General features: G+C 64.2%; 26 protein-coding genes. 16 read left to right on the top strand and 10 right to left on the bottom strand.

Annotated elements, in window-relative coordinates:
• The first annotated feature begins 17 nt into the window (after positions 1–17).
• The 7 genes from whiA to RIF85_RS06775 all read left to right on the top strand — a co-directional run bounded on the left by whiA (position 18) and on the right by RIF85_RS06775 (position 5867).
• Positions 18–998: a DNA-binding protein WhiA gene (gene whiA / locus RIF85_RS06805; protein ID WP_309071162.1), complete on the top strand. Its 981-nt coding sequence runs from the start codon at positions 18–20 to the stop codon at positions 996–998.
• 123 nt (positions 999–1121) lie between these two features.
• A complete protein-coding gene (locus RIF85_RS06800) occupies positions 1122–1748 on the top strand; it encodes a superoxide dismutase (protein ID WP_309071160.1) in 627 nt (208 codons plus the stop codon).
• A gap of 220 nt (positions 1749–1968) precedes the next feature.
• Positions 1969–2979 (top strand): type I glyceraldehyde-3-phosphate dehydrogenase, encoded by a 1011-nt coding sequence (gene gap / locus RIF85_RS06795; protein ID WP_309071159.1) that lies wholly within the window; start codon positions 1969–1971, stop codon positions 2977–2979.
• 7 nt (positions 2980–2986) lie between these two features.
• Positions 2987–4234 (top strand): phosphoglycerate kinase, encoded by a 1248-nt coding sequence (locus RIF85_RS06790; protein ID WP_309071158.1) that lies wholly within the window; start codon positions 2987–2989, stop codon positions 4232–4234.
• Between the two features lie 34 nt (positions 4235–4268).
• On the top strand, positions 4269–5084 hold the full coding sequence (gene tpiA, locus RIF85_RS06785; protein ID WP_309071157.1) for a triose-phosphate isomerase: 816 nt from the start codon (positions 4269–4271) through the stop codon (positions 5082–5084).
• 20 nt (positions 5085–5104) lie between these two features.
• Positions 5105–5356, top strand: a complete 252-nt coding sequence (secG, locus tag RIF85_RS06780; protein ID WP_026543639.1) for a preprotein translocase subunit SecG — start codon at positions 5105–5107, stop codon at positions 5354–5356.
• A gap of 136 nt (positions 5357–5492) precedes the next feature.
• Positions 5493–5867 (top strand): RNA polymerase-binding protein RbpA, encoded by a 375-nt coding sequence (locus RIF85_RS06775; protein WP_309071156.1) that lies wholly within the window; start codon positions 5493–5495, stop codon positions 5865–5867.
• Here the strand turns inward: RIF85_RS06775 and pgl are convergent.
• From pgl to tkt, 6 genes are read right to left on the bottom strand one after another with little or no spacing between them, the layout of a single operon-like run.
• Positions 5864–6673, bottom strand: a complete 810-nt coding sequence (gene pgl / locus RIF85_RS06770; RefSeq protein ID WP_309071155.1) for a 6-phosphogluconolactonase — start codon at positions 6671–6673, stop codon at positions 5864–5866. The two genes, RIF85_RS06775 and pgl, sit on opposite strands and share 4 nt — an antisense overlap.
• A complete protein-coding gene (locus tag RIF85_RS06765; protein WP_309071154.1) occupies positions 6663–7604 on the bottom strand; it encodes a glucose-6-phosphate dehydrogenase assembly protein OpcA in 942 nt (313 codons plus the stop codon). The genes pgl and RIF85_RS06765 overlap by 11 nt, the downstream gene beginning before the upstream one ends.
• Positions 7601–9142: a glucose-6-phosphate dehydrogenase gene (gene zwf / locus RIF85_RS06760; protein WP_309071153.1), complete on the bottom strand. Its 1542-nt coding sequence runs from the start codon at positions 9140–9142 to the stop codon at positions 7601–7603. The genes RIF85_RS06765 and zwf overlap by 4 nt, the downstream gene beginning before the upstream one ends.
• Complete coding sequence (locus RIF85_RS06755; protein ID WP_309071152.1) at positions 9143–10780, bottom strand: glucose-6-phosphate isomerase; 1638 nt, start codon at positions 10778–10780, stop codon at positions 9143–9145.
• Between the two features lie 6 nt (positions 10781–10786).
• Positions 10787–11899, bottom strand: coding sequence for a transaldolase (tal, locus tag RIF85_RS06750; RefSeq protein WP_309071151.1), 1113 nt, complete (start codon positions 11897–11899; stop codon positions 10787–10789).
• Positions 11900–11946: 47 nt separating this feature from the next.
• Positions 11947–14118 (bottom strand): transketolase, encoded by a 2172-nt coding sequence (tkt, locus tag RIF85_RS06745; RefSeq protein ID WP_309071161.1) that lies wholly within the window; start codon positions 14116–14118, stop codon positions 11947–11949.
• A 440-nt stretch (positions 14119–14558) separates the two neighbouring features.
• On the opposite strand from tkt, the gene RIF85_RS06740 reads away from it, so the two are divergent.
• Positions 14559–15509, top strand: coding sequence for a heme o synthase (locus RIF85_RS06740; protein WP_309071150.1), 951 nt, complete (start codon positions 14559–14561; stop codon positions 15507–15509).
• A 31-nt stretch (positions 15510–15540) separates the two neighbouring features.
• Positions 15541–16446 carry a dihydrodipicolinate synthase family protein gene (locus RIF85_RS06735; RefSeq protein ID WP_309071149.1) on the top strand — a complete coding sequence of 302 codons (906 nt, stop codon included), beginning with the start codon at positions 15541–15543 and terminating at the stop codon, positions 16444–16446.
• A gap of 3 nt (positions 16447–16449) precedes the next feature.
• Here RIF85_RS06735 and RIF85_RS06730 read toward each other — a convergent pair whose 3' ends face one another.
• From RIF85_RS06730 to RIF85_RS06720, 3 genes are read right to left on the bottom strand one after another with little or no spacing between them, the layout of a single operon-like run.
• On the bottom strand, positions 16450–17400 hold the full coding sequence (locus RIF85_RS06730; protein ID WP_309071148.1) for a COX15/CtaA family protein: 951 nt from the start codon (positions 17398–17400) through the stop codon (positions 16450–16452).
• Positions 17401–17404: 4 nt separating this feature from the next.
• A complete protein-coding gene (locus RIF85_RS06725) occupies positions 17405–18145 on the bottom strand; it encodes an ABC transporter permease (RefSeq protein WP_309071147.1) in 741 nt (246 codons plus the stop codon).
• Positions 18142–19089, bottom strand: coding sequence for an ABC transporter ATP-binding protein (locus RIF85_RS06720; RefSeq protein WP_309071146.1), 948 nt, complete (start codon positions 19087–19089; stop codon positions 18142–18144). Before RIF85_RS06720 ends, RIF85_RS06725 begins: the two co-directional genes overlap by 4 nt.
• Positions 19090–19256: 167 nt before the next feature.
• Here RIF85_RS06720 and RIF85_RS06715 point away from each other — a divergent pair, with 167 nt between their 5' ends.
• From RIF85_RS06715 to RIF85_RS06690, 6 genes are all read left to right on the top strand, one after another.
• Positions 19257–20096 carry a helix-turn-helix domain-containing protein gene (locus RIF85_RS06715; protein ID WP_309071145.1) on the top strand — a complete coding sequence of 280 codons (840 nt, stop codon included), beginning with the start codon at positions 19257–19259 and terminating at the stop codon, positions 20094–20096.
• Positions 20096–21571 carry a Fe-S cluster assembly protein SufB gene (gene sufB, locus RIF85_RS06710; RefSeq protein WP_309071144.1) on the top strand — a complete coding sequence of 492 codons (1476 nt, stop codon included), beginning with the start codon at positions 20096–20098 and terminating at the stop codon, positions 21569–21571. Before RIF85_RS06715 ends, sufB begins: the two co-directional genes overlap by 1 nt.
• On the top strand, positions 21571–22881 hold the full coding sequence (gene sufD / locus RIF85_RS06705; protein ID WP_309071143.1) for a Fe-S cluster assembly protein SufD: 1311 nt from the start codon (positions 21571–21573) through the stop codon (positions 22879–22881). The genes sufB and sufD overlap by 1 nt, the downstream gene beginning before the upstream one ends.
• The gene (locus RIF85_RS06700) at positions 22881–23258 is read left to right on the top strand and encodes a non-heme iron oxygenase ferredoxin subunit (protein ID WP_309071142.1); all 378 of its coding nucleotides are present in this window, start codon (positions 22881–22883) and stop codon (positions 23256–23258) included. Before sufD ends, RIF85_RS06700 begins: the two co-directional genes overlap by 1 nt.
• Positions 23259–23330: 72 nt before the next feature.
• Positions 23331–24104: a Fe-S cluster assembly ATPase SufC gene (sufC, locus tag RIF85_RS06695; protein ID WP_309071141.1), complete on the top strand. Its 774-nt coding sequence runs from the start codon at positions 23331–23333 to the stop codon at positions 24102–24104.
• A gap of 33 nt (positions 24105–24137) precedes the next feature.
• Entirely contained in the window at positions 24138–24467 is a 330-nt protein-coding gene (locus tag RIF85_RS06690) for a metal-sulfur cluster assembly factor (RefSeq protein ID WP_309071140.1), read from the top strand.
• A 91-nt stretch (positions 24468–24558) separates the two neighbouring features.
• Here RIF85_RS06690 and RIF85_RS06685 read toward each other — a convergent pair whose 3' ends face one another.
• Positions 24559–25083: an O-acetyl-ADP-ribose deacetylase gene (locus RIF85_RS06685; RefSeq protein ID WP_309071139.1), complete on the bottom strand. Its 525-nt coding sequence runs from the start codon at positions 25081–25083 to the stop codon at positions 24559–24561.
• Between the two features lie 111 nt (positions 25084–25194).
• Here RIF85_RS06685 and RIF85_RS06680 point away from each other — a divergent pair.
• Positions 25195–26587, top strand: a 1393-nt coding sequence (locus RIF85_RS06680) for an AMP-binding protein (RefSeq protein WP_309071138.1), incomplete at its 3' end; no start/stop codon positions are given.

The raw sequence follows: 26587 nt of genomic DNA, 5'->3' as shown, positions 1-26587 counted from the left end.
ATTCTAGGAGGGTGTCTGTGGCGCTGACCGCGGATGTGAAAGAGGAACTCTCGCACCTCGACGTCAAAAAATCGTCGGTACGCAAGGCTGAGGTTTCCGCACTCCTGCGCTTCGCCGGCGGCCTGCATATCATCTCCGGACGGATTGTCATCGAGGCGGAGGTTGACCTTGCGTCAACCGCTCGTAGGCTCCGGAGCGCCATCTCTGACGTCTATGGCCACAACAGCGAGATCATCGTGGTATCAGGCAACGGCTTGAGGCGGGGGAACCGCTATGTGGTCCGCGTTGTGCGCGACGGAGAATCGCTGGCACGGCAAACCGGGTTGCTCGACAACCGGGGGAGGCCCGTGCGCGGGTTGCCGTCCGTCGTCGTCAATGGTTCTGCCGCCGATGCGGAGGCGGTCTGGCGTGGCGCTTTCCTGGCCCACGGATCCCTCACCGAACCCGGCCGCTCCTCGGCACTGGAGGTCACGTGTCCGGGGCCGGAGTCGGCCCTCGCCCTGGTCGGGGCGGCGCGCCGGCTCGGCATCACGGCGAAGGCCCGGGAAGTCCGCGGTGTGGACCGCGTGGTGATTCGCGACGGCGACACCATCGCAGTCCTGCTCACCCGGATGGGAGCCCATGACGCCCTCATGGTGTGGGAGGAGCGGCGGATGCGCAAGGAAGTTCGCGCCACCGCGAACCGCCTTGCCAACTTCGACGACGCAAACCTCCGGCGGTCTGCCCAGGCCGCGGTCGCTGCCGGTGCGCGCGTGGAGCGTGCCCTGGAGATTCTGGGTGAGGAAGTGCCGGATCACCTCAAGTACGCGGGGGAGCTGCGCGTAGCGCACAAGCAGGCAAGCCTCGACGAGCTCGGGCGCATCGCAGACCCGCCCATGACGAAGGACGCCATTGCCGGCCGCATCCGGCGGTTGCTCGCGATGGCGGACAAACGCGCAGTGGAACTCGGCATCCCGGGAACCGAGGCCAATGTGACTGCAGACATGCTGGATGACTGAATACCTGCATAGGATGGAACTTCAAGGGGCTCTGCGCGCCGTCAAAGGTTGCGGGGCCTCGCCTGGAGAAACGCAATAGCCGGGCTGCAGCCCGGATCAGCAACACAGGACCTGGAGGATTTCGTGAGCGAATACGTTTTGCCTGAACTCAACTATGACTACGCGGCGCTTGAGCCGCACATCTCCGCCCGGATTATGGAGCTGCACCACAGCAAGCATCACGCAGCCTACGTCAAGGGCGCCAATGATGCGCTTGCGCAGCTCGCCGAGGCCCGCCAGAACGGTGACTTCACCAACATCCCCAAGCTGTCCAAGGACCTGGCATTCCACACCGGCGGCCACGTCAACCACTCCGTCTTCTGGAACAACCTTTCCCCGGACGGTGGCGACAAGCCCGAGGGCGAGCTCGCTGCTGCACTCGATGATGCTTTCGGGTCCTTCGACGCGTTCCGCGGGCATTTCAACGCGGCTGCTCTGAGCCTTCAGGGTTCGGGGTGGGCGCTGCTCGCCTGGGAGCCGATCGGCGGCAACCTCGTCATCGAGCAACTGTACGACCAGCAGGGCAACGTCCCGGTCGGAACCACCCCCATCCTCATGCTGGACATGTGGGAGCACGCGTTCTACCTCGACTACGTCAACGTCAAGGCTGATTACGTCAAGGCGTTCTGGAACATCGTGAACTGGGCGGATGTGTCCCGCCGGTTCGAGTCTGCGCGCGCAAACGCCAGCGGACTGATCACTCTCTCGTAGCAAGACACGCCCGGCGTAACCTTTCCTGCCCGTCCGGGCAGGAAAGGCGCCCGGTGCGTACTATGATGAATGTCGCCTCCGTCACACTCTGCGGAGGCAACCTCCAAGTTCACACAAGACGCGCACAGTGCGGTGCATTGATTTTCAGACGCCGAAGCGGTCCGCCTTTCTTGAGGGCAACAGCCGTCGGCAGCAACCCCCATCAAGGAGATAGAAAACAGTGACTACCCGTATCGGAATCAACGGATTCGGCCGCATTGGGCGCAACTACTTCCGCGCGGCCCTGGAACAGGGCGCAGACCTCGAAATCGTCGCAGTCAACGACCTCACCAGCCCCGAGACGCTTGCACACCTGCTGAAGTACGACTCCGTCACCGGCCGACTGGGCGTCAGCGTGGAGGTCGCAGATGGCAGCCTTGTCGTCGACGGCAAGACCATCAAGGTCCTCGCCGAGCGCGACCCGTCGAACCTGCCCTGGGCCGACCTGGGCGTAGACATCGTCATCGAGTCCACCGGGTTCTTCACCAAGGCTTCGGACGCGCGCAAGCACATCGATGCAGGGGCCAAGAAGGTTCTGATTTCGGCTCCCGCCTCCGATGAGGACATCACCGTCGTACTCGGCGTGAACGACGATCAGTACGATCCCGAGACGCACCACATCATCTCCAACGCGTCCTGCACCACCAACTGCCTTGGCCCGCTGGCCAAGGTGCTCAATGACGCATTCGGCATCGAGCGCGGACTGATGACCACCATCCACGCTTACACTGCCGACCAGAATCTCCAGGACGGTCCCCACAAGGACCTCCGCCGTGCGCGTGCAGCGGCCATCAACATGGTTCCCACCTCCACCGGGGCTGCAAAGGCAATCGGTCTGGTCCTCCCGGAACTCAAGGGCAAGCTTGACGGCTACGCCATCCGCGTTCCCGTGCCCACCGGCTCCGCGACCGACCTCACAGTCACCGTGGGCCGCGAGGTTTCCGTGGAGGAAGTTAATGCTGCGTACAAGGCCGCTGCAGCCGAAGGACCGCTGAAGGGGTACCTCACCTACACCGAGGACCCAATCGTCTCCTCGGACATTGTCACCGATCCCGCTTCCTCGATCTTCGATTCCGGCCTTACCAAGGTCATCGGCAACCAGGTGAAGGTTGTCTCCTGGTACGACAACGAGTGGGGCTACTCAAACCGCCTGGTCGACCTCACCGAAATCGTCGCATCGAAGCTCTCCTAGGAAGACTGTGAGCTACGCATCCCTGAATGATCTGCTAAGCGAAGGAGTCCGCGGGCGGCGCGTTCTGGTCAGGTCGGACCTGAACGTGCCCCTTGAGGGCGATCTCCCCAACCTTCGGGTGACCGATGACGGACGCATTCGTGCATCCCTCCCGGTCCTCCAGAAGCTCACCGAGGCCGGCGCAGCCGTCATCGTGATGGCCCACCTCGGCCGCCCCAAGGGCGCGCCCGAGGAAAAGTACTCGCTCAGGCCCGCGGTGGACAAGTTGGCCGAGCTTGCCGACTTCGAGGTGGCGTTCGCCGACGACGTCAGCGGCCAGAACGCGCGCGAACATGCGCAGTCGCTCACTGAGGGAAGTGTTCTCGTTCTGCAGAACGTCCGGTTCGATGCCCGCGAAACGAGCAAGGACGACGCCGAACGTGCCTCTTTTGCGGACGAGCTCGTCCAGTTGACCGGCGAGAACGGCGCGTATGTTGACGACGCGTTCGGAGCGGTCCACCGCAAGCATGCAAGTGTCTACGATGTCGCGTCCCGTCTGCCCTCCTATCAGGGTGACCTGGTCAAGGCCGAGGTTGACGTACTGCAGCGGCTCACCAGCGAGCCTGAGCGGCCCTTCGTGGTCGTGCTGGGCGGTTCAAAAGTGTCCGATAAGCTCGCGGTCATCGAAAACCTCATCGGCACTGCCGACCGGCTGCTCATCGGTGGCGGAATGGTCTTCACGTTCCTCGCCGCCCAGGGGCACTCGGTGGGTGCCAGCCTGCTGGAAGAGGACCAACTCGACGCAGTCCGCGGCTACTTGGCCCGTGCCAAGGACGCTGGCACCGAGTTCGTGCTGCCCACCGACATCGTGGTAGCGGAGAAGTTTGCAGCAGACGCAGGCAGCGAGACTCTTCCGGCCGAGTCGATGGAAACCGGGCAGTATGGTGCTTCCGGCCTGGGGTTGGATATCGGCCCTGAATCGGGCAAGGCTTTTGCCCGCCATATCGGCGAGGCCCGGACCGTCTTCTGGAACGGGCCCATGGGCGTGTTCGAGTTCGACGCGTTCGCAGCCGGAACCAGGGCCGTGGCGCAGGCGCTTGCCGACGCTACGAGCAACGGCGCGCTGACTGTGGTCGGCGGCGGTGACTCCGCCGCGGCAGTCCGGGGGCTCGGGTTTGACGAATCGAGTTTCAGCCACATCTCAACCGGCGGCGGTGCCAGCCTGGAATACCTTGAGGGCAAGGAACTCCCGGGCCTGACCGCGCTGCAGCGCTGAAGGCGACAGGCAATACTTCTAGAACTGGAGAACTATGACTTCCTCGACGAACGGCACTTACGACCGTCGTCCACTGATCGCGGGCAACTGGAAGATGAACCTGGACCATGTTCAGGGCATCACTCTGTTGCAGAAGCTCGCGTGGACCCTCGATGACGCAAAGCATGACTACTCGCGTGTAGAGGTAGCAGTGTTCCCGCCCTTCACGGATCTTCGTGGCGTGCAGACACTGGTAAAGGGCGATGACCTCGATGTTGTGTACGGGGGACAGGACCTTTCGCCGTTCGACTCGGGCGCCTACACCGGAGACATCTCCGGGCAATTCCTCGAGAAGCTCGGCTGCGCGTACGTGCTGGTCGGCCACTCCGAGCGGCGCACCATCCACGGCGAGTCGGATGAGCTCCTCGTTCAGAAGGTCCAGGCAGCCTACCGTCACAACCTCGTGCCGGTCCTGTGTGTCGGTGAAGGGCTCGAGGTCCGTCAGGCTGGAACCCATGTGGAGCACACACTGAACCAGCTCCGGGCGGACGTCGCAGGTCTGAGCGCAGAGCAGGCGTCTGATCTGGTCGTCGCCTATGAACCGGTCTGGGCCATCGGAACCGGTGAAGTAGCGGGACCTGCGGACGCGCAGGAGATGTGCGCGGCGATCCGGGCCGAACTGGCCGTGCTTTTCGACGAGTCGGTCGCCGCACGTGTACGGCTGCTCTACGGAGGATCAGTCAAGGCCGCCAACGCTGCCGCAATCCTGAAGGAACGCGACGTAGACGGCGTCCTCGTCGGCGGAGCGAGCCTCGACGTAGATGAGTTTGCTAACATTGTCAGGTTCGAGCACCATCTGGTGACCGACTAAGGTCACGCTGAAAGGTCACCGTGGAAATTCTCCGTATCATCCTGCTGGTATTGCTGGGCATCACCAGCTTGCTGCTGACGCTGCTCATCCTGCTTCATAAGGGGCGGGGCGGCGGCATGTCCGACATGTTCGGCGGCGGCATGACCACCAGCATGGGATCCTCCGGAGTCGCAGAGCGCAACCTCAACCGGTTCACGGTGGCCCTCGGGCTCGCCTGGGGTGTTGTCATTGTCGCCCTCGGATTGATTCAGCGCTTCGCCGGAGACTCCTGACCCACGGCCTGCGGAAACAGGATTTCCGCAGGCACCCGGAACTTCAGGGCACCACAAGCTATCCCGCGTCCACCACTTCAGGGCGTACACTGAACCTCGAAACGCAGGTCGTGTGCGGTACTGATGGGAGAAATCCATGGTGAACGCGGGACACGCTTTTAAGGGAACACGTATTGGCTCCGGCTCCAGTACACAGGCTTCCGGCCGCCACCTCGACGCCGAGCGGAGGCAGAGCGCCGCTGAGCGTACGGTTGTGAGCTACTGGTGTCTGGATGGCCATGAGACGAGGCCGACCTTCGCCAAATTGAGCGATGCCGAAATCCCCGAAGTATGGGAGTGCGGTCGCTGTGGCAGGCCTGCCGGACGCTCACCGGGAGTAGAGCTCAATATCGACGGTGATGAGCCGTTCAAGAGCCATCTGCAGTACGTGAAAGAGCGTCGCACTGAAGCTGAAGCAGCCCGAGTGCTGGAGGAAGCGCTGGCGCAGGTGCGCCAGCGCCACTCCGTTTAGTCGGCGTCAGACTCGCCGTTATTTATCAAACGTCCGGGCAGCTGGCTGGCGGCCTCCTGGTCTATCAGCCAGAGCGTCTTCCGCCGTCCCCGGGCACCCGCGGCCGGCACCTGCACGTGACCCGCGCCGGCGAGTGCAAGTCCGACAGCGCCGGCCTTGTCCTTGCCTGCGACCGCGAGCCAAACCTCTTCCGCTGAATTGATGGCCTCCAGTGTGAGGCTGATGCGTTCAGGCGGAGGCTTCGGAGCGTTGCTCACGCCGATCACAGTCTGGCCCTTGGTGCGAATTCCTGCCATTTCCGGGAACAGGGAAGCGACATGGGCGTCGGGACCGACGCCGAGCAGGAGAATGTCGAACTGGGGCAGCCGGGGGTCTCGCAGCTCGATGCCCTGCGCCGCTTCCTTCTCTGCCGCTTCCTGCAAGGCCGAGGCATAGGCTGCAGCGGCGTCATCCTGGCTGCTGTAGGCGTCAGCCGTCCCGAACTCGTGCACGCGGTCTTCGGAGACACCAACCTGGTCAAGAAGCGCGGCACGTGCCTGGACAGCGTTGCGATCCTCATGCCCTGCGGGCAGGAACCGCTCATCGCCCCACCAGAAGTCGACCGCCGACCAGTCAACCGCTGACCGCGCCGGCGACTCCGCCACTGCGCGCAGTGCCCCAATGCCAAGCGTTCCGCCCGTGAGGACTACCGTCGCCGTCCCTCGTTCGTTCTGCACATCCACGAGGCGCGTGACCAGGCGTGCCGCGACGGACGCCGCAAGCAGCCCGGCGTCAGGATGGATACTGACTTTGGGTTCAGTGGTCACTGGTACGTACGCTCCTCAAGTTGGTCCGTGCCAGGCCCTCGGTAATCACTTCCCCGAAAACATCATCGGGGTCGAGGCGCCGCAACTCTTCCGCGAGACAGTCTTGCAGGCTGCGCCGTGGTAGGGAAATTTTCTGCACGGGCTGGTCGGGCTGATGCAGCTCCGCCACAGACCGTCGCGGTCGGTCGAGCTCGACGTCGCCCGCCGGACGCGACAGGCGCACCCGGTGCAGGCCGGTCCCCGGCTCGCCGGCCACAATCGACACCGGCGTATCAAGGGAGAGCGTCAGCCAGGCTGCCAGCAGCACGGTACTGGGGGAGTCCGACGCGCCTTCCACCGTCACCGAGGTGATGGGCGATCCGTCCAGCTGCTCAAGAACCGCTGCGAGCTGGATCCGCCAGTTGGTCAACCTGGTCCACGCGAGATCCGTGTCGCCGGCTTCGTATGTCCGCCGGATGTTGAACAGCGCAGCCGTAGGGTCCGGTTCGTTCGCCGAATCGGTGATGCGTCGGTGGGCGATGCTGCCGATCGACGTCCGAGCGGCCGCATCGGGAATGCCGCGCGGCCACCACGCGACGATCGGGGCATCGGGAAGCAGGAGCGCGGAAACCAGCGATTCGCTTTCCCCGGCGAGCTCACCATAGCCGCGCAGAACGATAACCTCGGAAGCACCCGCGTCGCCTCCTACACGAATCTGCGCATCAAGCCGCGTCTCCTCGGCGTCTCCGCCTTCCGCGAGCACAATGATGCGGCACGGATGTTCACGACTGGCTTCGTTCGCAGCGAGGATCGCCTCCTCTTCATGCCCTGAACGGGTGATGACCACGAGCGTGAGTACCCGACCAAGGGCTACCACTCCGCCCTTGTCCCGCATGGTCATGATTTCCTTGGAAACCTTGGACGTCGTTGTATCAGGAAGATCGACGATCATGGCCGCCTCCACGTCCTTCCGTCGCGCGCGAGCAATTCATCAGCGGAGTCCGGTCCCCAGCTGCCGGGGATGTACTTCTCAGGAGCTGACGAGAGGGTGGCCCAGTAATCCTCGAACGGGTCAAGGATCTTCCAGGACAACTCCACCTCCTGATGACGCGGGAACAGAGGGGGTTCCCCCAGCAGGACGTCCAGAATCAGGCGTTCGTAGGCTTCTGGGCTGGACTCCGTGAACGAGTGGCCGTACCCGAAGTCCATGGTCACGTCCCGCACTTCCATCTGCGTCCCGGGAACCTTGGATCCGAAACGGATGGTGGCGCCCTCATCGGGCTGAACACGGATGACCACTGCATTCTGGCCGAAATCATCCTCGCCGTGGTCGCGGAAAAGGAGGTTCGGTGCACGCTTGAAGACGACGGCGATTTCTGTCACGCGGCGGCCCAGCCGCTTGCCGGCGCGCAGGTAGAACGGCACACCGCTCCAGCGCCTGGTGTTGATGTCGAGCCTGATGGCGGCGTAGGTTTCCGTCATGGAATCTTCGGGGATTCCGTCTTCGTCCAGGAAGCCGTTGACCAGTTCCCCGCCCTGCCAGCCGCCGTCGTACTGTCCGCGTGCGGAGTGGGTGGACAGATCCTCAGGAAGTTTCACTGCCGCAAGGACCTTCTCCTTCTCGGCACGAAGATCCTCAGCGTTGAAGGAGATGGGTTCTTCCATGGCCGTGAGCGCCAGCAGCTGCAGCAGGTGATTCTGGATGACGTCGCGGGCCGCGCCCACGCCATCGTAATAGCCGGCCCTGCCGCCGATGCCGATGTCTTCTGCCATGGTGATCTGGACGTGGTCAACATAGTTGGCGTTCCAGAGCGGCTCAAAAAGCTGGTTGGCGAACCGTAGCGCAAGGATGTTCTGGACCGTTTCCTTGCCCAGGTAGTGATCGATGCGGAAGACGGCGTCGGGCGGGAACACCTGCTCGACTATGGCGTTCAGTTCGCGTGCGGACTCAAGGTTGTGCCCGAAGGGCTTCTCGATCACCACTCGGCGCCATTTGCCTTCTTCGGGCTGTGCGAGACCGTGCTCCGAAAGCTTCTGGCACACGAGTTCGAATGCCTTGGGAGGGATGGAAAGGTAGAAGGCGTGGTTGCCGCGGGTTCCGCGCGTGGAATCAAGCTCCTCCACGGTCTTCTTCAGCTCAACGAAGGCGTCGTCGTCGTCGAAGTTGCCCTGGACGAACCGGACGCCCGCAGAGAGCTGCTCCCAGACCGACTCATCGAACGGTGTGCGGGCATACTGCTTCACCGAGGACAGCACTTCCTGTGCGAAGTCCTCATCGCTCCATTCCCTGCGCCCGAAGCCGACCAGGGCGAAGCTCGGGGGCAGCAGACCGCGGTTCGCGAGATCGTAAACCGCCGGCATCAGCTTCTTGCGGGCCAGATCTCCCGTTACACCGAACAGGACCAGGGAAGCGGGACCGGCGATTCGGCTGAGCCGTCGGTCCCGTGGGTCGCGCAGTGGGTTCCTGGATTTGGCGCTGTTGTCAGGCATCTACCCGTTTCCGTTTTCAACTGATCGACCGGACAAGTGCTCGACGACGTCGCGAAGCTGCTTGAGGCCCGCAGCCCGGTCCGCCAGGTGCAGTCTGAGGACCGGTCGCCCGGCATCCTCCAGAACCTGCGCGTCTCCCGCTGCCTGAGCAGCTATCAGCTCCCCGAAGGTGAACGGCCGCTCAGGGATCTCCAAATCTTCGGTTGTGGCTCCTGTGACCTGGAGGAACGTGCCCACCGCCGTACCGCCCTTATGGAACTGACCCGTCGAATGGAGGAAGCGGGGCCCCCAGCCGAACGTCACCGGGCGCCCGGTAGCCCGCGCCAGCGCAGGCCTCACCTCTGCGAGGGGTGCCTCCGCAATGCGGTCGAGGTACGCGTGTACCGCGAGGTACCCATTCGGCTCAAGCGTTCCGAAAAGCGCCTCAAGTGCTTCACCGACGGTGGTCGCCGATCCCAGGAGGGCTGCGCTTCCGCGAACCTCAACAGCACCGTCCACGAAGTTCGGCGCCGAGGCCGCCGGCTGGGCATCAAGCAGCCCGCGGGCGGCCTGCTTGGCCGCCTCGACGTCCGGCTGGTCAAACGGGTTGATGCCGAGGAGCCTGCCGGCAACGGCGGTTGCGAATTCCCACACCAGCAGCTGACTGCCAAGCGTTCCACCGACGGCTATGGCATCCCCGGACGGCTCTGTGCTCCACTCGGGCGAAACGAGATGGACAGCCAGGACGTCCGTGGCGCCGGATGAGAGTTCCGGAGCGTCCTGCTCGACAACCACGGGAAGGACGCCGGTACCCAGCTTGCCGGTGGATTCGGCGATGAGCTGTTCCACCCAATCGCCTAAACCGACGATTCCGGATCCCTCATCGACAAAGACGATCTTGTCGCGCAGCGGCAGTGTGCCGCCAAGCACGGCGCCGAGGCGCAGTCCGACGTTCCCGGCGTCGTCGTCGGCCAGGAACTCGGAGATCGACTCCGCGTCATCCAGCAGCGTCGCGATATCCGCGCCGGCCAGCCCCGAGGGCACGAGCCCGAACGCCGTGAGCGCAGAGTACCGGCCGCCCACGTTCGGATCCGCGTTGAAGACTGCACGGTAACCTGCTGCACGGGCGGACTCGTCGAGGGGCGAGCCGGGGTCCGTGACGATGATGACCCTGCTCTTGGCGTCGACCCCGGCGTCGGCGAAAGCCTGCTCGAACGCGCGGCGCTGGGAGTCCGTCTCCACGGTGGAGCCCGACTTCGAGGACACCACGATCGCTGTGCTTTCGATCCGGTCAGCCAAGGCTGCACGGACCTGCGCCGGGTCTGTCGAGTCAAGTACGGTCAGTTCCACTCCCGCTGATCGCGTGATGACCTCAGGGGCGAGGGAAGATCCACCCATCCCGCAGAGGACGATATGGTTCACCCCCTCGTCCGAAAGGTCGCGCTGCAGCTGCTCGATTTCGGGCAGCAGAGCGCGCGATGCGTCAATGAGATCGACCCAGCCCAACCGCACGGATGCCTCGGACGTGGACTCCGGGCCCCACAGGGTGGCGTCCTTGGCCATGATCCGGGAGGCAACCTGCTCCTCCACGAGTTCCGGTATGGCTCGCTCGATCGCTTCAGCGGCGGCCCCGGATGCGTTGACAAAGAGGGTGGCCATGGTGCTTCAGCCCTTTGCGGAATCGAGCGCCGTGGTAACCGTCTCGAGCAGTTCGCCCCAGCTCGCGACGAACTTGTCCAGGCCTTCCTCCTCGAGGAGGTGAACGACCTCCTTGTAGGAAATGCCGATTGTCTCCAGGCGATCCAGGATCTCGTTTGACTCGGCGTACGTTCCCGTCACCGTGTCACCGGTGATCTCCCCGTGGTCAGCCGTAGCTTCGAGTGTCTTCTCCGGCATGGTGTTGACTACGCCCTGCGCAACGAGGCCCGTGACGTAGAGGGTGTCCGGGTAAGCCGGATCCTTCACCCCGGTGGACGCCCAGAGCGGACGCTGCGGGTGGGCACCAGCCGATGCGAGCACCTTCCAGCGCTCGGAGCTGAAGGCTTCCTCATAGACTTCGTAGGCCAGACGCGCATTGGCCAAACCTGCCTTGCCGCGGAGCGCGGAGGCCTCGTCGGTGCCCAGCGCATCGAGTCGCTTGTCGATTTCAGCATCGACACGCGAGACGAAGAACGACGCAACCGAGTGGATGGTGGCCAGATCATGCCCATTATCCTTCGCCTGCTCGAGGCCGAGCATGAAGGCGTTGATGACCTCGCGGTAACGCTCCAGGGAGAAGATCAGGGTCACGTTGACGCTGATACCGGCAGCCAGAGTTGCCGTGATCGCCTCGAGGCCCTCGGCCGTGGCCGGGATTTTGATGTGCACGTTGGAGCGGCCGACGGCGTCGAAGAGGTGGCGGGCCTCTGTGATGGTACCGGCAGTGTCGCGGGCGAGCCGGGGGTCGACCTCAATGGACACTCGGCCGTCGACACCGTTGGTCTTCTCCGCCACCGGGGCGAAGATGTCACAGGCCTGCGCAACGTCGGTGGTGGTGATCTCGAAGACCGCGGTATCGACATCCGCGCCGTTCGCAGCAAGCTGTTTGACCTGTGCCGAGTACGACTCGCCGTTCTTCAATGCAGCGGCAAAGATGCTCGGGTTGGTGGTGACGCCGACGACGTCGCGCTCGGTGATGAGTGCTTTCAGGGTTCCGGTGGTGATCCGCTCACGGGAGAGGTCATCCAGCCAGATGGATACGCCGGCTTGCGAGAGGGCGGCGGTAGGGGTGGGAGTCATGGTTTCTCCTTGATCCAGGGTGGAATGTGCTGTTCGGTGAGGGATTGCTAGAGGCGGTCGCCGGTAGCTGAGGCTGAGGCGCCGGCAGCGGCGGCCGTTCCCTCGGGAGCGTTGCGCGTTCCCGAGGCAGCGATCGATTCGCGGGCAGCCTCGACCACGGCTTCGGTGGTGATGCCGAACTCGCGGAAGAGGGTTTTGTAGTCAGCCGACGCACCGAAGTGCTCCAGCGATACTGACTTTCCGGCGTCACCTACGAGTTCGCGCCAGCCCTGCGCAATACCGGCTTCGACGGAAACGCGGGCCCGGATGGTGGAGGGCAGGACTGATTCCCGGTAGGACTCATCCTGCTTGTTGAACCACTCAAGGCAGGGGAGGGACACAACGCGCGCAGCGATGCCGTCCTTTTGCAGGACAGCCCGTGCTTCAACGGCCAACTGAACCTCGGACCCGGTGGCGATCAGGATGACGTCAGGGTCGCCGTTCGGTGCTTCGGCGAGCACGTATGCGCCCTTCGCAACACCCTCGGCGGACGCGAACGTGTCGCCGCTGGCGGCCCCTTCACCGCGTTCCCAAGTGGGGATGTTCTGGCGGGTGAGAACGATGCCTGCGGGATTGGAGGTGTTCTCCAGGATGGTGCGCCACGCGATCGCAACTTCGTTGGCGTCACCCGGCCGGACAACATCCAGACCGGGAATGGCCCGCAGCGAGGCGAGCTGTTCGACCGGCTGGTGAGTCGGGCCGTCTTCGCCCAAGCCGATGGAGTCGTGCGTCCACACGTAGATCGCCGGAACTCCCATGAGCGCGCCGAGCCTGATGGCGGGTCGCTGGTAGTCACTGAAGATGAGGAAAGTGCCGGAGAACGCGCGGGTGCTGCTGTGCATCACGATGCCGTTCACGATTGCGGCCGCGGCGTGCTCGCGGATGCCGAAGTGGAGGACGCGGCCGTACGGGTTCCCCGACCAGGCATCAGTCTGCTTGCTCGCGGGAACGAAGGACGGAGAGCCTTCGATCGTGGTGTTGTTCGACTCGGCGAGGTCCGCTGATCCGCCCCACAGCTCGGGCAGTACCGGGCCGATGGCGTTGAGCACCTTGCCGGACGCTGCGCGGGTCGACACATCCTTGCCGGCTTCGAACTCAGGAAGGCTCGATTCCCAGCCTTCGGGAAGCTCACGTGCCGAAATGCGGTCGAGCAGTGCTGAGCTGTCCGGGTTGGCGGCCTTCCAGGCGTCGAACGTCTCTTCCCAGCCCTTGCGGGCGTCCTGACCGCGATCCACGACCTTCCGCGCGTGGGCGAGTACCTCGTCGTCGATCTGGAAGTCCTTCTGCGGGTCCATTCCCAGAGCGGACTTGAGTGCGGCAACTTCATCCTTGCCGAGGGCGGAACCGTGGATCTTCCCGGTGTTCTGCTTGTTCGGGGCGGGCCAACCGATGATGGTGCGCAGCGAGATGATGGAGGGCCGTGTGGTTTCAGCCTTCGCAGCGGTCAGGGCGTTGTAGAGCTCTGCGACATCTTCGACATATTCGCCGGTCTTGGTCCAGTCCACCCGCTGCGTGTGCCAGCCGTAGGCCGCGTACCGGCCAAGGACGTCTTCGGTGAAGGCGATGTCGGTGTCATCTTCGATCGAGATGTGGTTCTCGTCGTAAATCACCACGAGGTTGCCGAGTTCCTGATGGCCGGCAAGGGAGCTCGCCTCGGAGGTGACGCCTTCCTGCAGGTCGCCGTCGGAAGCGATCACCCAGATGGTGTGGTCGAACGGGCTCTCGCCCTGGGGTGCTTCCGGATCCAGCAGCCCGCGCATGCGGCGCTGAGCATAGGCGAACCCTACGGAGGAGGCGAGACCCTGTCCCAGGGGACCGGTGGTGATTTCGACGCCCGCGGTGTGGCGGTATTCCGGGTGGCCCGGGGTTTGGGAGCCCCAGGTGCGCAGCGCCTTCAGGTCATCAAGCTCCAGGCCGTATCCGGAAAGGAAGAGCTGGATATACAGGGTGAGCGAAGTGTGGCCGGGGGAAAGCACGAAACGGTCGCGGCCGGTCCACTCCGGGTCAGTCGGATCATGACGCATGAACTTCTGGAACAGAAGGTAGGCCGCCGGGGCGAGGCTCATCGCCGTTCCCGGGTGTCCGTTGCCGACCTTCTCCACGGCATCGGCAGCGAGTACGCGAATTGCGTCTACTGCGCGCTCATCCAGTTCATTCCAGTCGAGTTCCTGATTTTCCAGCTGTGGCACGTTCACCGGGCCCCTCTCTTTACGTCACGGCCAGCGCCGCGGCGCCGAGTGGGACTGCGCCACGGACGCGAAAGTCCCGCGGCCAGCCGGCCGTTCACCGTTGAAATCTTGAATACTGCTGCGATTCGACCAAACCCGATACGACGCACGTCGTGGTAGTACTGACAAGTTCCAAAGGGCGTTCCCTGCGGTATCTGTTCGTGTATCCCGGCGTGCGGAAGTGATCCAGGCGATATATGTCACCTTAGCGCTTTCGCGTCCGGATATGCGCGGAACGGACTTTTGTGAAGGGTCACACAAGGACACGAACGACGGCGGCGCGTACCCGCCGCATCCATCCGGTCGTTTTCTACGAACTGTAAAAAAGACACAACGACCGGGTATGATGGCGGAGGACTTTAACCTCACAAAGAGAAGCAGAGCATCCCTCCGTGAATTTCCACCAGGCGGCAGTTGCGCCCAGCGTGCATCAGGCAGGCGGCGGCGTATCCCGCAAGCTCCGGGCGTATTTGGCACTCACCAAACCCCGGGTCATTGAACTGCTGCTGGTGACAACTCTGCCCACCATGATCTTTGCCCAGGGCGGGTTCCCGTCGCTCGGCCTCGTGCTCGCCACCATGGTCGGCGGAGCGTTTGCCGCAGGCAGCGCGGGCGCTTTCAACTGTTATCTCGACCGGGACATCGACAAGGTCATGAACCGCACGGTCAACCGTCCGCTGGTTACCGGCGAGGTGACACCGCGGGAAGCTTTGATCTTCGCCTGGGCGCTCGGCGTGGCCGCTGTGGCCATCCTATGGTTGGGAGCCAACCCCCTGGCGGCGTGGCTGGGAGTCGCCGCAATCTTTTTCTACGTGGTCATCTACACGCTCATCCTGAAGCGGCGGACCGCGCAGAATATCGTGTGGGGTGGTGCCGCGGGCTGCATGCCTGTGCTCATCGCGTGGGCTGCGGTAACGGAAACGGTGGAATGGCCCGCCGTCGTACTGTTCCTCGTCATTTTCCTGTGGACTCCGCCCCATTACTGGCCCCTGTCCATGAAATACAGCGATGACTACAACGCCGCGAATGTTCCCATGCTGGGCGCTATCGCGGGAGCGGGGATCGTCTCCGTGCAGGTGGTCCTTTATGCGTGGGCCACGGTGGTCTGTTCGCTCCTGCTCATTCCGGTTGGCGGTGCCGGCTGGGTCTATACCGTTGCAGCGCTGGTCGGCGGCGGATGGTTCATTCTCGAGTCGCACAAGCTGCACTCCGCTGCCCGTGCAGGGACAGTGACCGGCAAAGGGGCAATGAAGGTCTTCCACGGATCAATCAGCTACCTCACGGTGCTGTTCCTGGCCCTGGCGATCGACCCGTTCGTCGGTGCCTCCGTCTTCGCTTCCTGAGGCGGCCCCATCCTCCGCCTAGGATGGTGGGATGGTCTTCACCGGAGTCGTTGCGTACCCACTGACACCCTTCGACGCTGACGGTGCGGTGAACTCAGCGGAGCTTGCCTTGCTCGTTGACCGTCTCGCTCAATCCGGGGTCGACTCGATCGCTGTCCTCGGATCTTCGGGCAGCTTCGCGTATCTCGATGCCGAGGAGCGCAAGCAGGTTCTGGCGAAGGCAATTGAAGCGGCTGCGGGCCGGATGCCCGTTGCGGCAGGAATCAGCGCAGTCGCCACCCGCGAAGTCGTCGCCGGTGCGCGCGCCGCCGAACAGCTGGGAGCTGATGGGGTGGTGATTTCACCGGTGTCCTACCTGCCGCTGACCGACGACGAACTCGTGGCACTGGTGGAAGAGGCGGCGTCCGCGACCACGCTGCCCATCTGCCTCTACAACAACCCGTCCACCACGCAGTTCTCCATCGACGTCGAACTGGTAGCCCGGCTGGCGCACGTACCCACGCTCGTAGCGTTCAAGGACACGGCTGCCACGCCCGCCGAGTTCGCCCAGCGCTCGGCGCGGCTGCGCGGATCCCTGGATCGGCCACTGAGCCATGGCGTCAGCGGGGACTCACTCATTGCGACCGGCGAGGTGGCGGCGGATGCCTGGCATACCGGCCTGGCCGCGTTGCTGCCGGCAAGTTATCTTGCCTTTCGAGCTGCTGTCCTCCAAGGGGACTCCGCCCGCATCGCCGCCGAGCGTTCCCGCCTTGTCCCAGTGGTTCAGGCAGTCCAGCGTCTCCGGAAGCTCAGCGGTCTCCATGCCCTGGGCAGGGCGTGCGGAGTGGATGCCGGCGATCCTCGCCGACCACTGCTTCCGATTGCCGGCAGCGAGCAGCGGGATCTCGCTCGGCTGGCGGAGGCGTTCGACGACGTCGAGGACGGCGTTCTGCGCTGACCCTCAGCTGACCTGGGATAGCTCGTCAACCGTGCGGCGCGTATAGCCGACATAGACAGCGTGGGCCATTGCTGCGGTCAGCAGTGAAGCACCGAGCATGTGCAGCGCGACCAGTGCGACCGGCAGGTGAAGGAAGTGCTGCAGGTAGCCGATCCCACCCTGTGCGAACACGACGACGGCAAGGAGAACCAGCGCGGCTTTCAGCCGAGGGGCGACCCGGAGCCGGTATGCGGCCACCACCAGGACGAGCACGGTCAGGACCAGCAGGTACACCGGCGCTGCGTGGATACGGGTCATCAGGTCGGGGTTGAGGTTGTTGCGGGCCGCACCGGCGTCGCCCGCGTGAGGTCCGGAGCCCGTGACAACGACGCCGAGCAGCACCGCGACGGCCACCAGCACCGCGGCTGCGCCGAGGAGCTGCCGGAGTAAGGGAGTGGCGCGGGGTGGGTTATCGGCAGCAGTCTCTGCGCTGGAAAGCCTGCTCCGGTTCACCAGTACTGTGGCCACGGCAATCAGGACCATGGAGATGACGAAGTGCCAGCCGACGACCCATGGATTGAGCTGGGTCAGAACCGTAATCCCGCCGACAACCGCCTGGGCAGGGATGCCCGCCAGAAGCAGGACAGCGGGAATGAAGAGGTCGCGACGGGTCTTGCGCATGTTCCAAAGGGAAACGAGCATGGCGATCGCGATGGCGGTCAGGACGAACGTGAGCAGGCGGTTACCGAACTCGATCACTCCGTGGATACCCATCTCGGCCGTAGTGACCATGGAATCCGCTGTGCATCGCGGCCACTCGGGGCAGCCGAGTCCGGAGGCGGTCAACCGAACCGCACCACCGGTGACGACAATGAGGATCTGGGAGATGAGCGAGGCCAGCGCCAGTATGCGCACGGTCGGCGTGACCGTTCTTGGCAGACGGTCGGTTACGCGAGCGGGGGAGAGCTGAGTCATGTTCCTAACTCCATTTGAACCAGCGGACGGCGGCCAATCCCACGACGACAGCCCATCCGCTGAGCAGTGCGAAGGACAGGAAATCAAACGTGCCGGATGTCAGTGCAGCCCTAAGGCCGTCGCCGAGGGCAGCGGACGGCAGAATTGCAACGATGGGCTCGATGGCATCCGGCAGGGTACTGCGGGGAATGATCGTGCCTCCTACGGCAGCAAGCAGGACCCAGGCCAGGTTCGTTACGGCCAGGGTTGCCTCAGGCCGGAGGGTGCCCGCTATCAGCAGCCCGAGCGCAGTGAAGGCCCCGATTCCCGGGATCAGCATCAGAAGCGCCGGGAGAACTCCGGTAAGGGGCGGTTCCCAACCGAGCAGTACCGCCGTCGTGCAGATGACCACTAGCTGAAGAGCGAGCACAGCGCCGACGGCGAGAATCTTGCCGAGGATCAGTCCGCTGCGGCCCAGGGGCGTGGTGGAAAGGAAGCGAAGCACGCCGTACCGGCGGTCGAATCCCGTCGCGATTCCCTGCCCGGTGAAGGCCGTGGACAGGACACACAGCGCAATCACTCCGGGAGTTCCGGTCCCAAGCCGGGGCACGCCCAGGACATCGAAGAACGGCGTTACGGCGATCGCCGCGAGGGCGAGCATCGGCAGCACAATGGCAAGAACAAGCTGCTCGCCGTTGCGGAGCATGGCAACAGTCTCATATTTTCCGTGCTGCAGTACGCGCACCGTCAGCGGGGATGCGCTCATCGGATGCTCCGTCCTGAGATGTCCAAGAATACGTCTTCGAGTGAGCGGGAGGTCAGGGAGATAGAGGAAGGGAGGATGCCCTCCTCGGCCCACCAGGATGCCAGCACCGCGAGGTCCTTCGGCGTCAGTGCGCCGCTGACCTGGTACTGGCCCGGTGCGCATTCGATGACCTCGAGGTGCGGAAGGCGGGCAGTGGGCAGCGGCAGGCGGGCCGAGGCTTCGAACTTCAGCTCGCGGGCGGCGTCTGAGGCGTGAGCGGTCAACTCGGCGACCGTTCCCTGCCGGACGGTCTGGCCCTGGTCGATGATGTACACGTAGTCGGCGAGTCTCTGCGCGTCATCGAGGAGGTGGGTGGTCAGGATGATAGCGAGACCTTCCGTGCGGAGCTCGTTGATCAGCTCGAACACGATGTTGCGGGACTGCGGGTCGAGGCCGGCGCTCGGCTCGTCCAGAAACAACACTTCGGGGTTTCCGACGAGCGCGCACGCGAGGGCGAGCCGTTGTTTCTGGCCGCCTGAAAGGCGCCGCACGGTGGTGCGCGCAAAGGAGTGGAGACCGAGCCTGGTGGCCAGGTCGTCAACATCCCGAGGCGCGGAATACATGCCGGCGATGTGGCGCAGCAAGGGCAGGGGCCGGACAGCGGGGGGTAGGCCGCCTTCCTGGAGCATGATCCCCACCCGGCTGCGCAGGTCGGCACCGGCACGCCAGGGGTCCTCGCCCAGCAGGCGGACGGTTCCTCCGCTGGCCTTCTGCAGGCCCTGAGCGCATTCGAGGGTGGTGGTCTTACCTGCTCCGTTGGCCCCGAGCAACGCGGTAACGCGGCCTTTGTCAGCGCGCAGGCTGACGCCGTCGAGCACCCGGATCATCTTGCCGTCGAGGGATGGGACCGGGCCGAAGTCCTTGACAAGTCCGCTCACTTCGACGGCGGGGGAGGAGGGAGGCACCGCATAATTCTACGCCACGTAGTAACTGGGTGGGCTCCTTTCCGTGGGTAGCCTCGCCTTACTGGAAGCGGGTGAGGATCTGGAATAGATTAGGGCACGCTTATGTTGTCTTAATTGGTCGGGTGCCGCCCGGCTCTTTTCCCGGCGAACCCTAAGGAGGCCTCGCGATGTCACATTCAGTGGTGTCCGGGCAGGCCAGGGCAGCCGCCGCTATCAGTGGGACCGACGACGCCGATTCGCGGCGCTCCGTCGACGAGCGCACCAGGGACAAGGTACTTTCCGCGGTGCTGGAGCACGGGCCGGTCAGCGCCGCAGAGCTGGGCGACCGGCTGGGCTACACCCCGGCAGCCGTCCGGCGGCACCTGGACGCCCTGTCCCGCGACGGCCTCATCGAAGTCAAGGTGATCGGCAACCCCTCACCGGGCGCCGGGCGGCCGGCGCGGCGATACGTGCTGAGCCAGCGCGGTCAGACGAGGCTCGGCAATGATTATCTGCATATTGCGCAAGCCGCTTTAGGTCAGTTGCGGGAAGCGGCAGGGCCCGACGCCGTTCGCCAGTTTGCAGCCAGCCGGTTCGCCGACATGGAGCAGCGGTATCGACCCGTTGTGGAATCAGCAGGCGACCGCATTGAAGACAAGGCAGCTGCGCTGGCAGAATCCCTGAGCCAGGACGGGTTTGTGGGCTCCACCCGGGAGATCGGACGTAACGCGCCGAATGCCGCCATGTTGAGCGTGCAGCTCTGCCAGGGGCACTGTCCGATCCAGGAACTAGCGTCCGCTTTTCCGGAATTCTGCGAGCAGGAGACGGAAGTGTTTGCCCGCCTCCTCGGCGTGGACGTCCGGAGGCTATCGACCCTGGCAAGTGGCGGACATGTCTGCACCACCCACATACCTATTGGCCGGATAGCGCGCGCCGGTCTTTCCGGCAGCCCGCCACCGGGTGCCGTTGAACCGGCGCCTCACCCATTCTCAACAAACGTCTCCAACCATCAGCAAGGAAGGCCGTGATGACGGATCAGACAGATCAGAAGGCATTGGTTCCCGACGCCGTGCCGGCAGGAGTGATCAGCGACATCCTCGAGAGGAACCCGGAGCTTCACGGCATCGGCAACTACGAGTACGGCTGGGCCGACAAGAACGACGTCGGTGCCAACGCCAAGCGCGGTCTTAATGAAGAGGTCGTTCGCGACATCTCCGCCAAGAAGAACGAGCCCGAGTGGATGCTCGACATGCGGCTCAAGGGCCTGAAGTACTTCGACCGTAAGCCCATGCCCGCATGGGGTGCGGACCTGTCGGGGATTGATTTCGACAACATCAAGTACTTCGTGCGCTCCACCGAGAAGCAGGCCACCAGCTGGGAAGAGCTGCCCGAGGACATCAAGAACACCTACGAGAAGCTTGGTATCCCCGAGGCTGAGCGTAACCGCCTTGTTGCTGGCGTCGCTGCCCAGTACGAGTCCGAGGTTGTCTACCACCAGATCAACGAGGAACTCGAGCGTCAGGGTGTCATCTTCATGGACACCGACACAGCGCTGCGCGAGCACCCCGAATTCTTCGAGGAGTACTTCGGTTCGGTCATTCCTGTGGGCGACAACAAGTTCGGCTCGCTGAACACCGCTGTATGGTCCGGCGGCTCCTTCGTCTACGTTCCCCCGGGCGTGCATGTGGAGATCCCGCTGCAGGCATATTTCCGGATCAATACCGAGAACATGGGCCAGTTCGAGCGGACGCTCATCATCGCCGACGAGGGCTCCTACGTTCACTACATCGAGGGCTGCACAGCGCCGATTTACACGTCGGACTCGCTGCACTCCGCCGTAGTAGAGATCATCGTGAAGAAGAACGCCCGCGTTCGCTACACCACCATCCAGAACTGGTCCAACAACGTCTACAACCTCGTCACCAAGCGCGCCATCGCGCACGAGGGCGCCACCATGGAGTGGATCGACGGAAACATCGGCTCGAAGGTCACCATGAAGTACCCGGCCGTCTACCTGGTAGGCGAGCATGCCAAGGGTGAGACGCTCTCGATCGCCTTCGCAGGCGAGGGCCAGCACCAGGACACCGGGTCGAAGATGGTGCACATTGCGCCGAACACCAAGTCCTCGATCATTTCCAAGTCGGTTGCACGCGGCGGCGGACGCGCAGCCTACCGCGGCCTCGTCCAGGTCCGGGAGGGCGCCTCGCACTCCGCTAACACGGTGCGCTGTGACGCGCTGCTCGTTGACACCATTTCCCGGTCTGACACGTATCCGTACGTGGACATCCGCGAAGATGACGTCACCATGGGCCACGAAGCTACCGTCTCCCGCGTCAGCGAGGAGCAGTTGTTCTACCTCATGTCCCGCGGCATGCCCGAGGATGAGGCGATGGCGATGATCGTTCGCGGATTCATCGAGCCCATTGCGCGTGAACTCCCCATGGAGTACGCCCTCGAACTGAACCGCTTGATCGAACTCCAGATGGAAGGAGCCGTAGGCTAATGGCCGAAACCTCACAGTTGAGCCCTGACTTGTCCGAAAGCCTGAGCGATGAGAAGGCCCGGGTCGGGGCCCCGTCAAGCGCCGAGAAGATTGCCATCGACGGCTTCACCGAGGAGGGCGAGAACCTCTCTCCGCTGAACACCGGCACCGAACAGCATGGTGCGCGCCGCCATAGCCACGGCGACGAGCCAGTCGTGCCCGAGGCGTCACGCGGAGAGCGGCTGAAGTCCTACCGCCTGGCCGATTTCGCTCCACTGACCGGCCGCGAGGAGGACTGGCGGTTCACGCCGCTCAAGCGCCTGCGCGGGCTGGACTCCGCCCCGCTGACCGGTGAGGGCCCCTCGGTCACCGTCACTGGCGCTTCGAACATTCAGGTTGAGACCGTCAGCCGGGACGACGCACGGTTCGGCTCGGCAGCCGTTCCCGAGGACCGGGTCTCCGCCGCCGCCTGGGAAGCCGTCACTACCGCAACAGTGGTTACCATTCCCGAGGAGACCGTTGCTGACTGCGAGGTGACCGTGAGCGTGCGCGGAAGCGACAACGCCCCGGCTGCCCAGCACCTGATCATCGACGCTCGCCGGTTCTCGCGCGCCGTGGTCGTCCTCGACCACCACGGCAGCACCGTCCTTGCCCAGAACGTCGAGATCGTCGTGGGCGACGGCGCTGAGCTCACTGTGGTGAGCGTGCAGGAATGGGACGACGACGCCGTTCACGTTTCCTCGCAGCAGGCGAAGGTGGGCCGCGACGCACGTTTCAAGCACGTCGTGGTCAGCCTCGGCGGCGACCTGGTGCGCCTGACGCCGTCGTCGTTCTTCACCGCTCCCGGCTCCGAGGTCGAGATGTACGGTCTGTACTTCGCCGATGCCGGACAGCACCTTGAGCAGCGACTGCTGGTGGATCACGCCGTACCGAACTGCAAGTCCCGCGTCACGTACAAGGGCGCGCTGCAGGGCAAGGACGCACACACCGTCTGGGTGGGCGACGTCCTGATCCGGAAGGAAGCAGAAGGAACGGACACCTACGAGGTCAACCGCAACCTGGTGCTGACCGATGGTGCGCGGTCCGATTCCGTGCCAAACCTCGAGATCGAAACAGGCCTGATCGAGGGTGCCGGCCACGCAAGCGCCACCGGCCGTTTCGACGACGAGCACCTGTTCTACCTGATGGCCCGAGGCATCGATGAAAAAACCGCACGCCGCCTGGTGGTGCGGGGATTCCTCAATGAGGTCATTCAGCAGATCAAGGTCCCCGTCCTGGAAGAGCGTCTCACGGAAGCCGTGGAACGCGAGCTGGCTGCAGGGAACTACTGATGACAGAATCACCGTCGAACGAATCATCGCCGAAGGGCGAGCTGGTCTGCAACGTGAACGACATCGAGGTGAAGCAGGCTCTGCGGATCCTGATCGACGACTACCCGGTGGCCATCGTGAAGGACTCCGACGGCGGTATCCACGCCATTGGGGATACCTGTTCACATGCCGATATTTCCCTGTCCGAAGGGGATGTTGAAGGCTGCAGGATCGAATGCTGGGGACACGGTTCCCAGTTCGACCTGCGTACCGGTATGCCGCTTCAGCTGCCGGCCTACGAACCTGTGCCTGTGTTCGCCCTGGAGATCCACGGTGAAGAGGTCTACGTGGACGTCACTACCGTGATCAACTCGGCCCCCGTCCCAGACCGCGGCTGAACCAGCACACAGCTAACACTTCCGAATATTTGAGCAACCCTGCGCATGCAGGATGCAAAGGAGAAATTCCAGATGTCCACCCTTGAGATCAAGGATCTGCACGTCAGCATCGAGACGGAACAGGGCACCAAGCCCATCCTCAAAGGCGTCAGCCTGACCATCAACACCGGTGAGACCCACGCCATCATGGGCCCGAACGGCTCCGGCAAGTCCACCCTCGCCTCCACGATCGCGGGCCACCCGCGGTACACCGTGGACAGCGGCTCCATCACCCTCGACGGTGAAAACGTCCTCGAGATGAGCGTGGACGAGCGCGCCCGCGCCGGTCTCTTCCTCGCGATGCAGTACCCCGTCGAGGTTCCGGGCGTCACCATGACGAACTTCCTGCGCACCGCCAAGACTGCGCTCGACGGTGAGGCTCCGAGCCTCCGCCACTGGACCAAGGACGTCAAGGAAGCAATGACGCAGCTGCGCATCGACGCAGACTTCGCCCAGCGCAACGTCAACGAGGGCTTCTCCGGCGGCGAGAAGAAGCGCGTGGAGATCCTTCAGCTTGAACTGTTCAAGCCGAAGTTCGCGATCCTGGACGAGACCGACTCCGGCCTTGACGTCGACGCGCTGAAGGTTGTCTCGGAGGGCGTCAACCGTGAGCACAGCAAGGGCAAGATGGGCACGCTGCTCATCACCCACTACACGCGTATCCTTCGTTACATCAAGCCGGACTTCGTACACGTCTTCGTTGACGGACGCATCGCCGAGGAGGGTGGCCCGGAGCTCGCCGACCGCCTTGAGGAAGAAGGCTACGACCGCTTCCTCGTTCCCGGTACCGCAACCGCCGGCGCCTGACCACCGCATTCCGAGAGAGAAAGGCTCCTCCACATGAGCGATGTGAATGCAGCACAGACGTCCCTTGAGGATGTTGAAGAGTCGCTGAAGGACGTCATCGACCCGGAGCTCGGTGTGAACATCGTCGACCTGGGCCTCCTGTACGGCCTGAAGTATGCCGACGACGGCGCTCTCCTGATTGACATGACCCTCACCACCGCCGCATGCCCTCTCACCGATGTGATCGAGGAGCAGGTCGGACAGGCGCTGGATGGAACAGTCGACGACTGGAGGCTGAACTGGGTCTGGATGCCGCCGTGGGGCCCGGAGCGCATCACCGAGGACGGACGCGACCAGATGCGCGCCCTCGGCTTCAACATCTAGCGGGTCTCTTACGACCGTTCTGCCCGGAAGGGGGCGGCAGCGCACTGTGCGCTGCCGCCCTTTCTGCATTGGGTCGGATCCTGTGCTCGTGTCAGACGGTGCGGTTCGCGTGCACCTTTCGGAAGGTTTGAGCAAGGCCGGCGGAGAACAGGACGAACCTGATCTCCCGGACGCCGCCGTCGTAATCTGCGACGGCTGTGAACGCTGCCCCGGCCACCTCTTCCGGATCCCAGCCGAAGATGCCAGCGCTGATCGCCGGGAAGGCGATGGAGCGGGCCTCGAGTTCGTCCGCTACATCGAGGCTGCGGCGGAAACAGGATTCCAGCAAAGCCGGGTCGGTCTGACCGGCATGGCGGTTTGGCCCGACGGTATGGATGATCCAGCGCGCCGGGAGCCTGAAGCCGGGGGTCGCTACTGCGTGACCGACCGGCAGTCCGTCAGGAAGCGAATCGCGGCGGAGAGCACGGCAGGCCTCCAGTAGGTCCGGGCCGGCTGCGGCATGAATGGCGCCGTCAACCCCGCCGCCCCCGAGCAGGGCTGAATTCGCCGCATTCACGACGGCGTCAACAGTCTGGGTGGTGATGTCGCCCTGGACGATCCGGATCTCTGCCGTCATAGGACAACAGGGGTTTCATTGTGGCTGAAACGCAGCGCCGCCGAAGTGCTGGACATGGGCACCAATGTACTAACGTTTTGCGTACCTCCAGAAGAGGAAGTTCGTTCGCTTATGCCCTTCATCAATCGTCTGCTCCACTTCGCTGCGACCGAACCCATGCGCGCCGCCGTCGTTGTTGGTGACCGTAGATTGAGTTACGGCGAGCTTACTATGCGTGCAGCCCGCCTGCGGCTGCCGGCGGGGAACCTCATCGGCGTCGACATTGCCGATCCGCTCGAGTTCACTGTCGCATTCACCGCCCTCGTCGGGCGGGGCAGGTGCGCCGCCGTTCTCGACCCGGCCTGGCCCGATGCGCTTCGCGTCAGGGTCCTCGATGAACTGAGGCCGGCAGCGATCCTCACCGGCGGAGCGGAGCACAGGGGCGATGCGCCGCCCCTGGGAGAGGCGCCGGCCGGCGCCCGCTTCTACTGCGGATTCACATCCGGCACGTCCGGCGTCCCGAAAGGATTTGTACGTACCGTGGGCTCGTGGTCGCGGTCCCTGGAACGGAGCGTTGACTGGTTCGGTGTCGCCCCCGGCCTCCGCGTGCTCGCGCCGGGTCCGTTGGCGGCCAGCCTCAGCCTGTACGCTCTGGCGGAGTGCCTCTTCGCCGGTGCGACCTTTCATGCCCCGGCACCCGGGGCGGCATCCGCGAAAGGCCCGCATCTGGCGGAGATCCTGCGCACCGAACGGATCGAGCACCTCGTGGCAGTCCCTTCCGCCTTACGGATCGCACTCGACCGCACGACGGGAACACTGCCCCACCTGCGCACGGTCGTCTCGGGCGGGTCCCGGCTGTCCCCGGCGGAAGCAGCGATCATCGGCCGCGCGGCACCCGCCGCACGGATCTTTGAGTACTACGGGGCATCAGAGCTCAGCATCGTCACCGCCAGACGCGTGGACGGCAACGCCGGGGACAATGTCGGACGCCCCTTTCCGGGCGTGCACCTCCGGATAGAGCGCGACGGCGCCACGCCGGAGAACCGGCCAGGGACGATCTTCGTCCGGACTGACACGGCCATCGAGGGATACCTGTTCGGCGATGACGGTCGCGCGTTCCAGCGGCACGGGGACTGGGTGACGGTCCAGGACCGCGGCTGGATTGACGACGACGGTGCCCTGCATCTGACCGGGCGGAACGGCGACATGGTGGTCGTCGCCGGTACCAATGTCTATCCGGCCGAGGTCGAGGCAGCCCTGACCGAGGCCGGCTACCCGTCCGCCGTCGTGGTCGGTGTTCCGAACGCCGGACGTGGTGCTGTCCTCGCCGCCGTGATCGAGGCGCCCGGAGGTACCGCTATCAACGTGCCGGTGCTGCGGGCCCGGCTGAAACAACTTCTGCCGGTGGGAAAGGTCCCGCGGTCACTTTTCCGGACAGCGTCCCTCCCGCTGACTGCAGCGGGGAAACCGGATCGTGCGGCGCTGCAGGCTGCCGTCCTGGCCAAGGAGAGTGAGCTTGAACCCA

Source organism: Arthrobacter sp. (genome assembly GCF_031179385.1).
GTDB lineage: Bacteria > Actinomycetota > Actinomycetes > Actinomycetales > Micrococcaceae > Arthrobacter_D.
This window is presented reverse-complemented; position numbering and strand designations above follow the sequence as displayed.

What these genes read in the sequence shown, in the direction of transcription:
- tpiA (WP_309071157.1), top strand. Translation starts at nt 4,269, where the DNA reads ATGACTTCCTCGACGAACGGCACTTACGACCGTCGTCCACTGATCGCG.
- RIF85_RS06775 (WP_309071156.1), top strand. Translation starts at nt 5,493, where the DNA reads ATGGTGAACGCGGGACACGCTTTTAAGGGAACACGTATTGGCTCCGGC.
- RIF85_RS06765 (WP_309071154.1), bottom strand. Translation starts at nt 7,604, where the DNA reads ATGATCGTCGATCTTCCTGATACAACGACGTCCAAGGTTTCCAAGGAA.
- zwf (WP_309071153.1), bottom strand. Translation starts at nt 9,142, where the DNA reads ATGCCTGACAACAGCGCCAAATCCAGGAACCCACTGCGCGACCCACGG.
- RIF85_RS06755 (WP_309071152.1), bottom strand. Translation starts at nt 10,780, where the DNA reads ATGGCCACCCTCTTTGTCAACGCATCCGGGGCCGCCGCTGAAGCGATC.
- tal (WP_309071151.1), bottom strand. Translation starts at nt 11,899, where the DNA reads ATGACTCCCACCCCTACCGCCGCCCTCTCGCAAGCCGGCGTATCCATC.
- RIF85_RS06735 (WP_309071149.1), top strand. Translation starts at nt 15,541, where the DNA reads ATGGTCTTCACCGGAGTCGTTGCGTACCCACTGACACCCTTCGACGCT.
- RIF85_RS06730 (WP_309071148.1), bottom strand. Translation starts at nt 17,400, where the DNA reads ATGACTCAGCTCTCCCCCGCTCGCGTAACCGACCGTCTGCCAAGAACG.
- RIF85_RS06725 (WP_309071147.1), bottom strand. Translation starts at nt 18,145, where the DNA reads ATGAGCGCATCCCCGCTGACGGTGCGCGTACTGCAGCACGGAAAATAT.
- RIF85_RS06715 (WP_309071145.1), top strand. Translation starts at nt 19,257, where the DNA reads ATGTCACATTCAGTGGTGTCCGGGCAGGCCAGGGCAGCCGCCGCTATC.
- sufB (WP_309071144.1), top strand. Translation starts at nt 20,096, where the DNA reads ATGACGGATCAGACAGATCAGAAGGCATTGGTTCCCGACGCCGTGCCG.
- sufD (WP_309071143.1), top strand. Translation starts at nt 21,571, where the DNA reads ATGGCCGAAACCTCACAGTTGAGCCCTGACTTGTCCGAAAGCCTGAGC.
- RIF85_RS06700 (WP_309071142.1), top strand. Translation starts at nt 22,881, where the DNA reads ATGACAGAATCACCGTCGAACGAATCATCGCCGAAGGGCGAGCTGGTC.
- sufC (WP_309071141.1), top strand. Translation starts at nt 23,331, where the DNA reads ATGTCCACCCTTGAGATCAAGGATCTGCACGTCAGCATCGAGACGGAA.
- RIF85_RS06690 (WP_309071140.1), top strand. Translation starts at nt 24,138, where the DNA reads ATGAGCGATGTGAATGCAGCACAGACGTCCCTTGAGGATGTTGAAGAG.
- RIF85_RS06685 (WP_309071139.1), bottom strand. Translation starts at nt 25,083, where the DNA reads ATGACGGCAGAGATCCGGATCGTCCAGGGCGACATCACCACCCAGACT.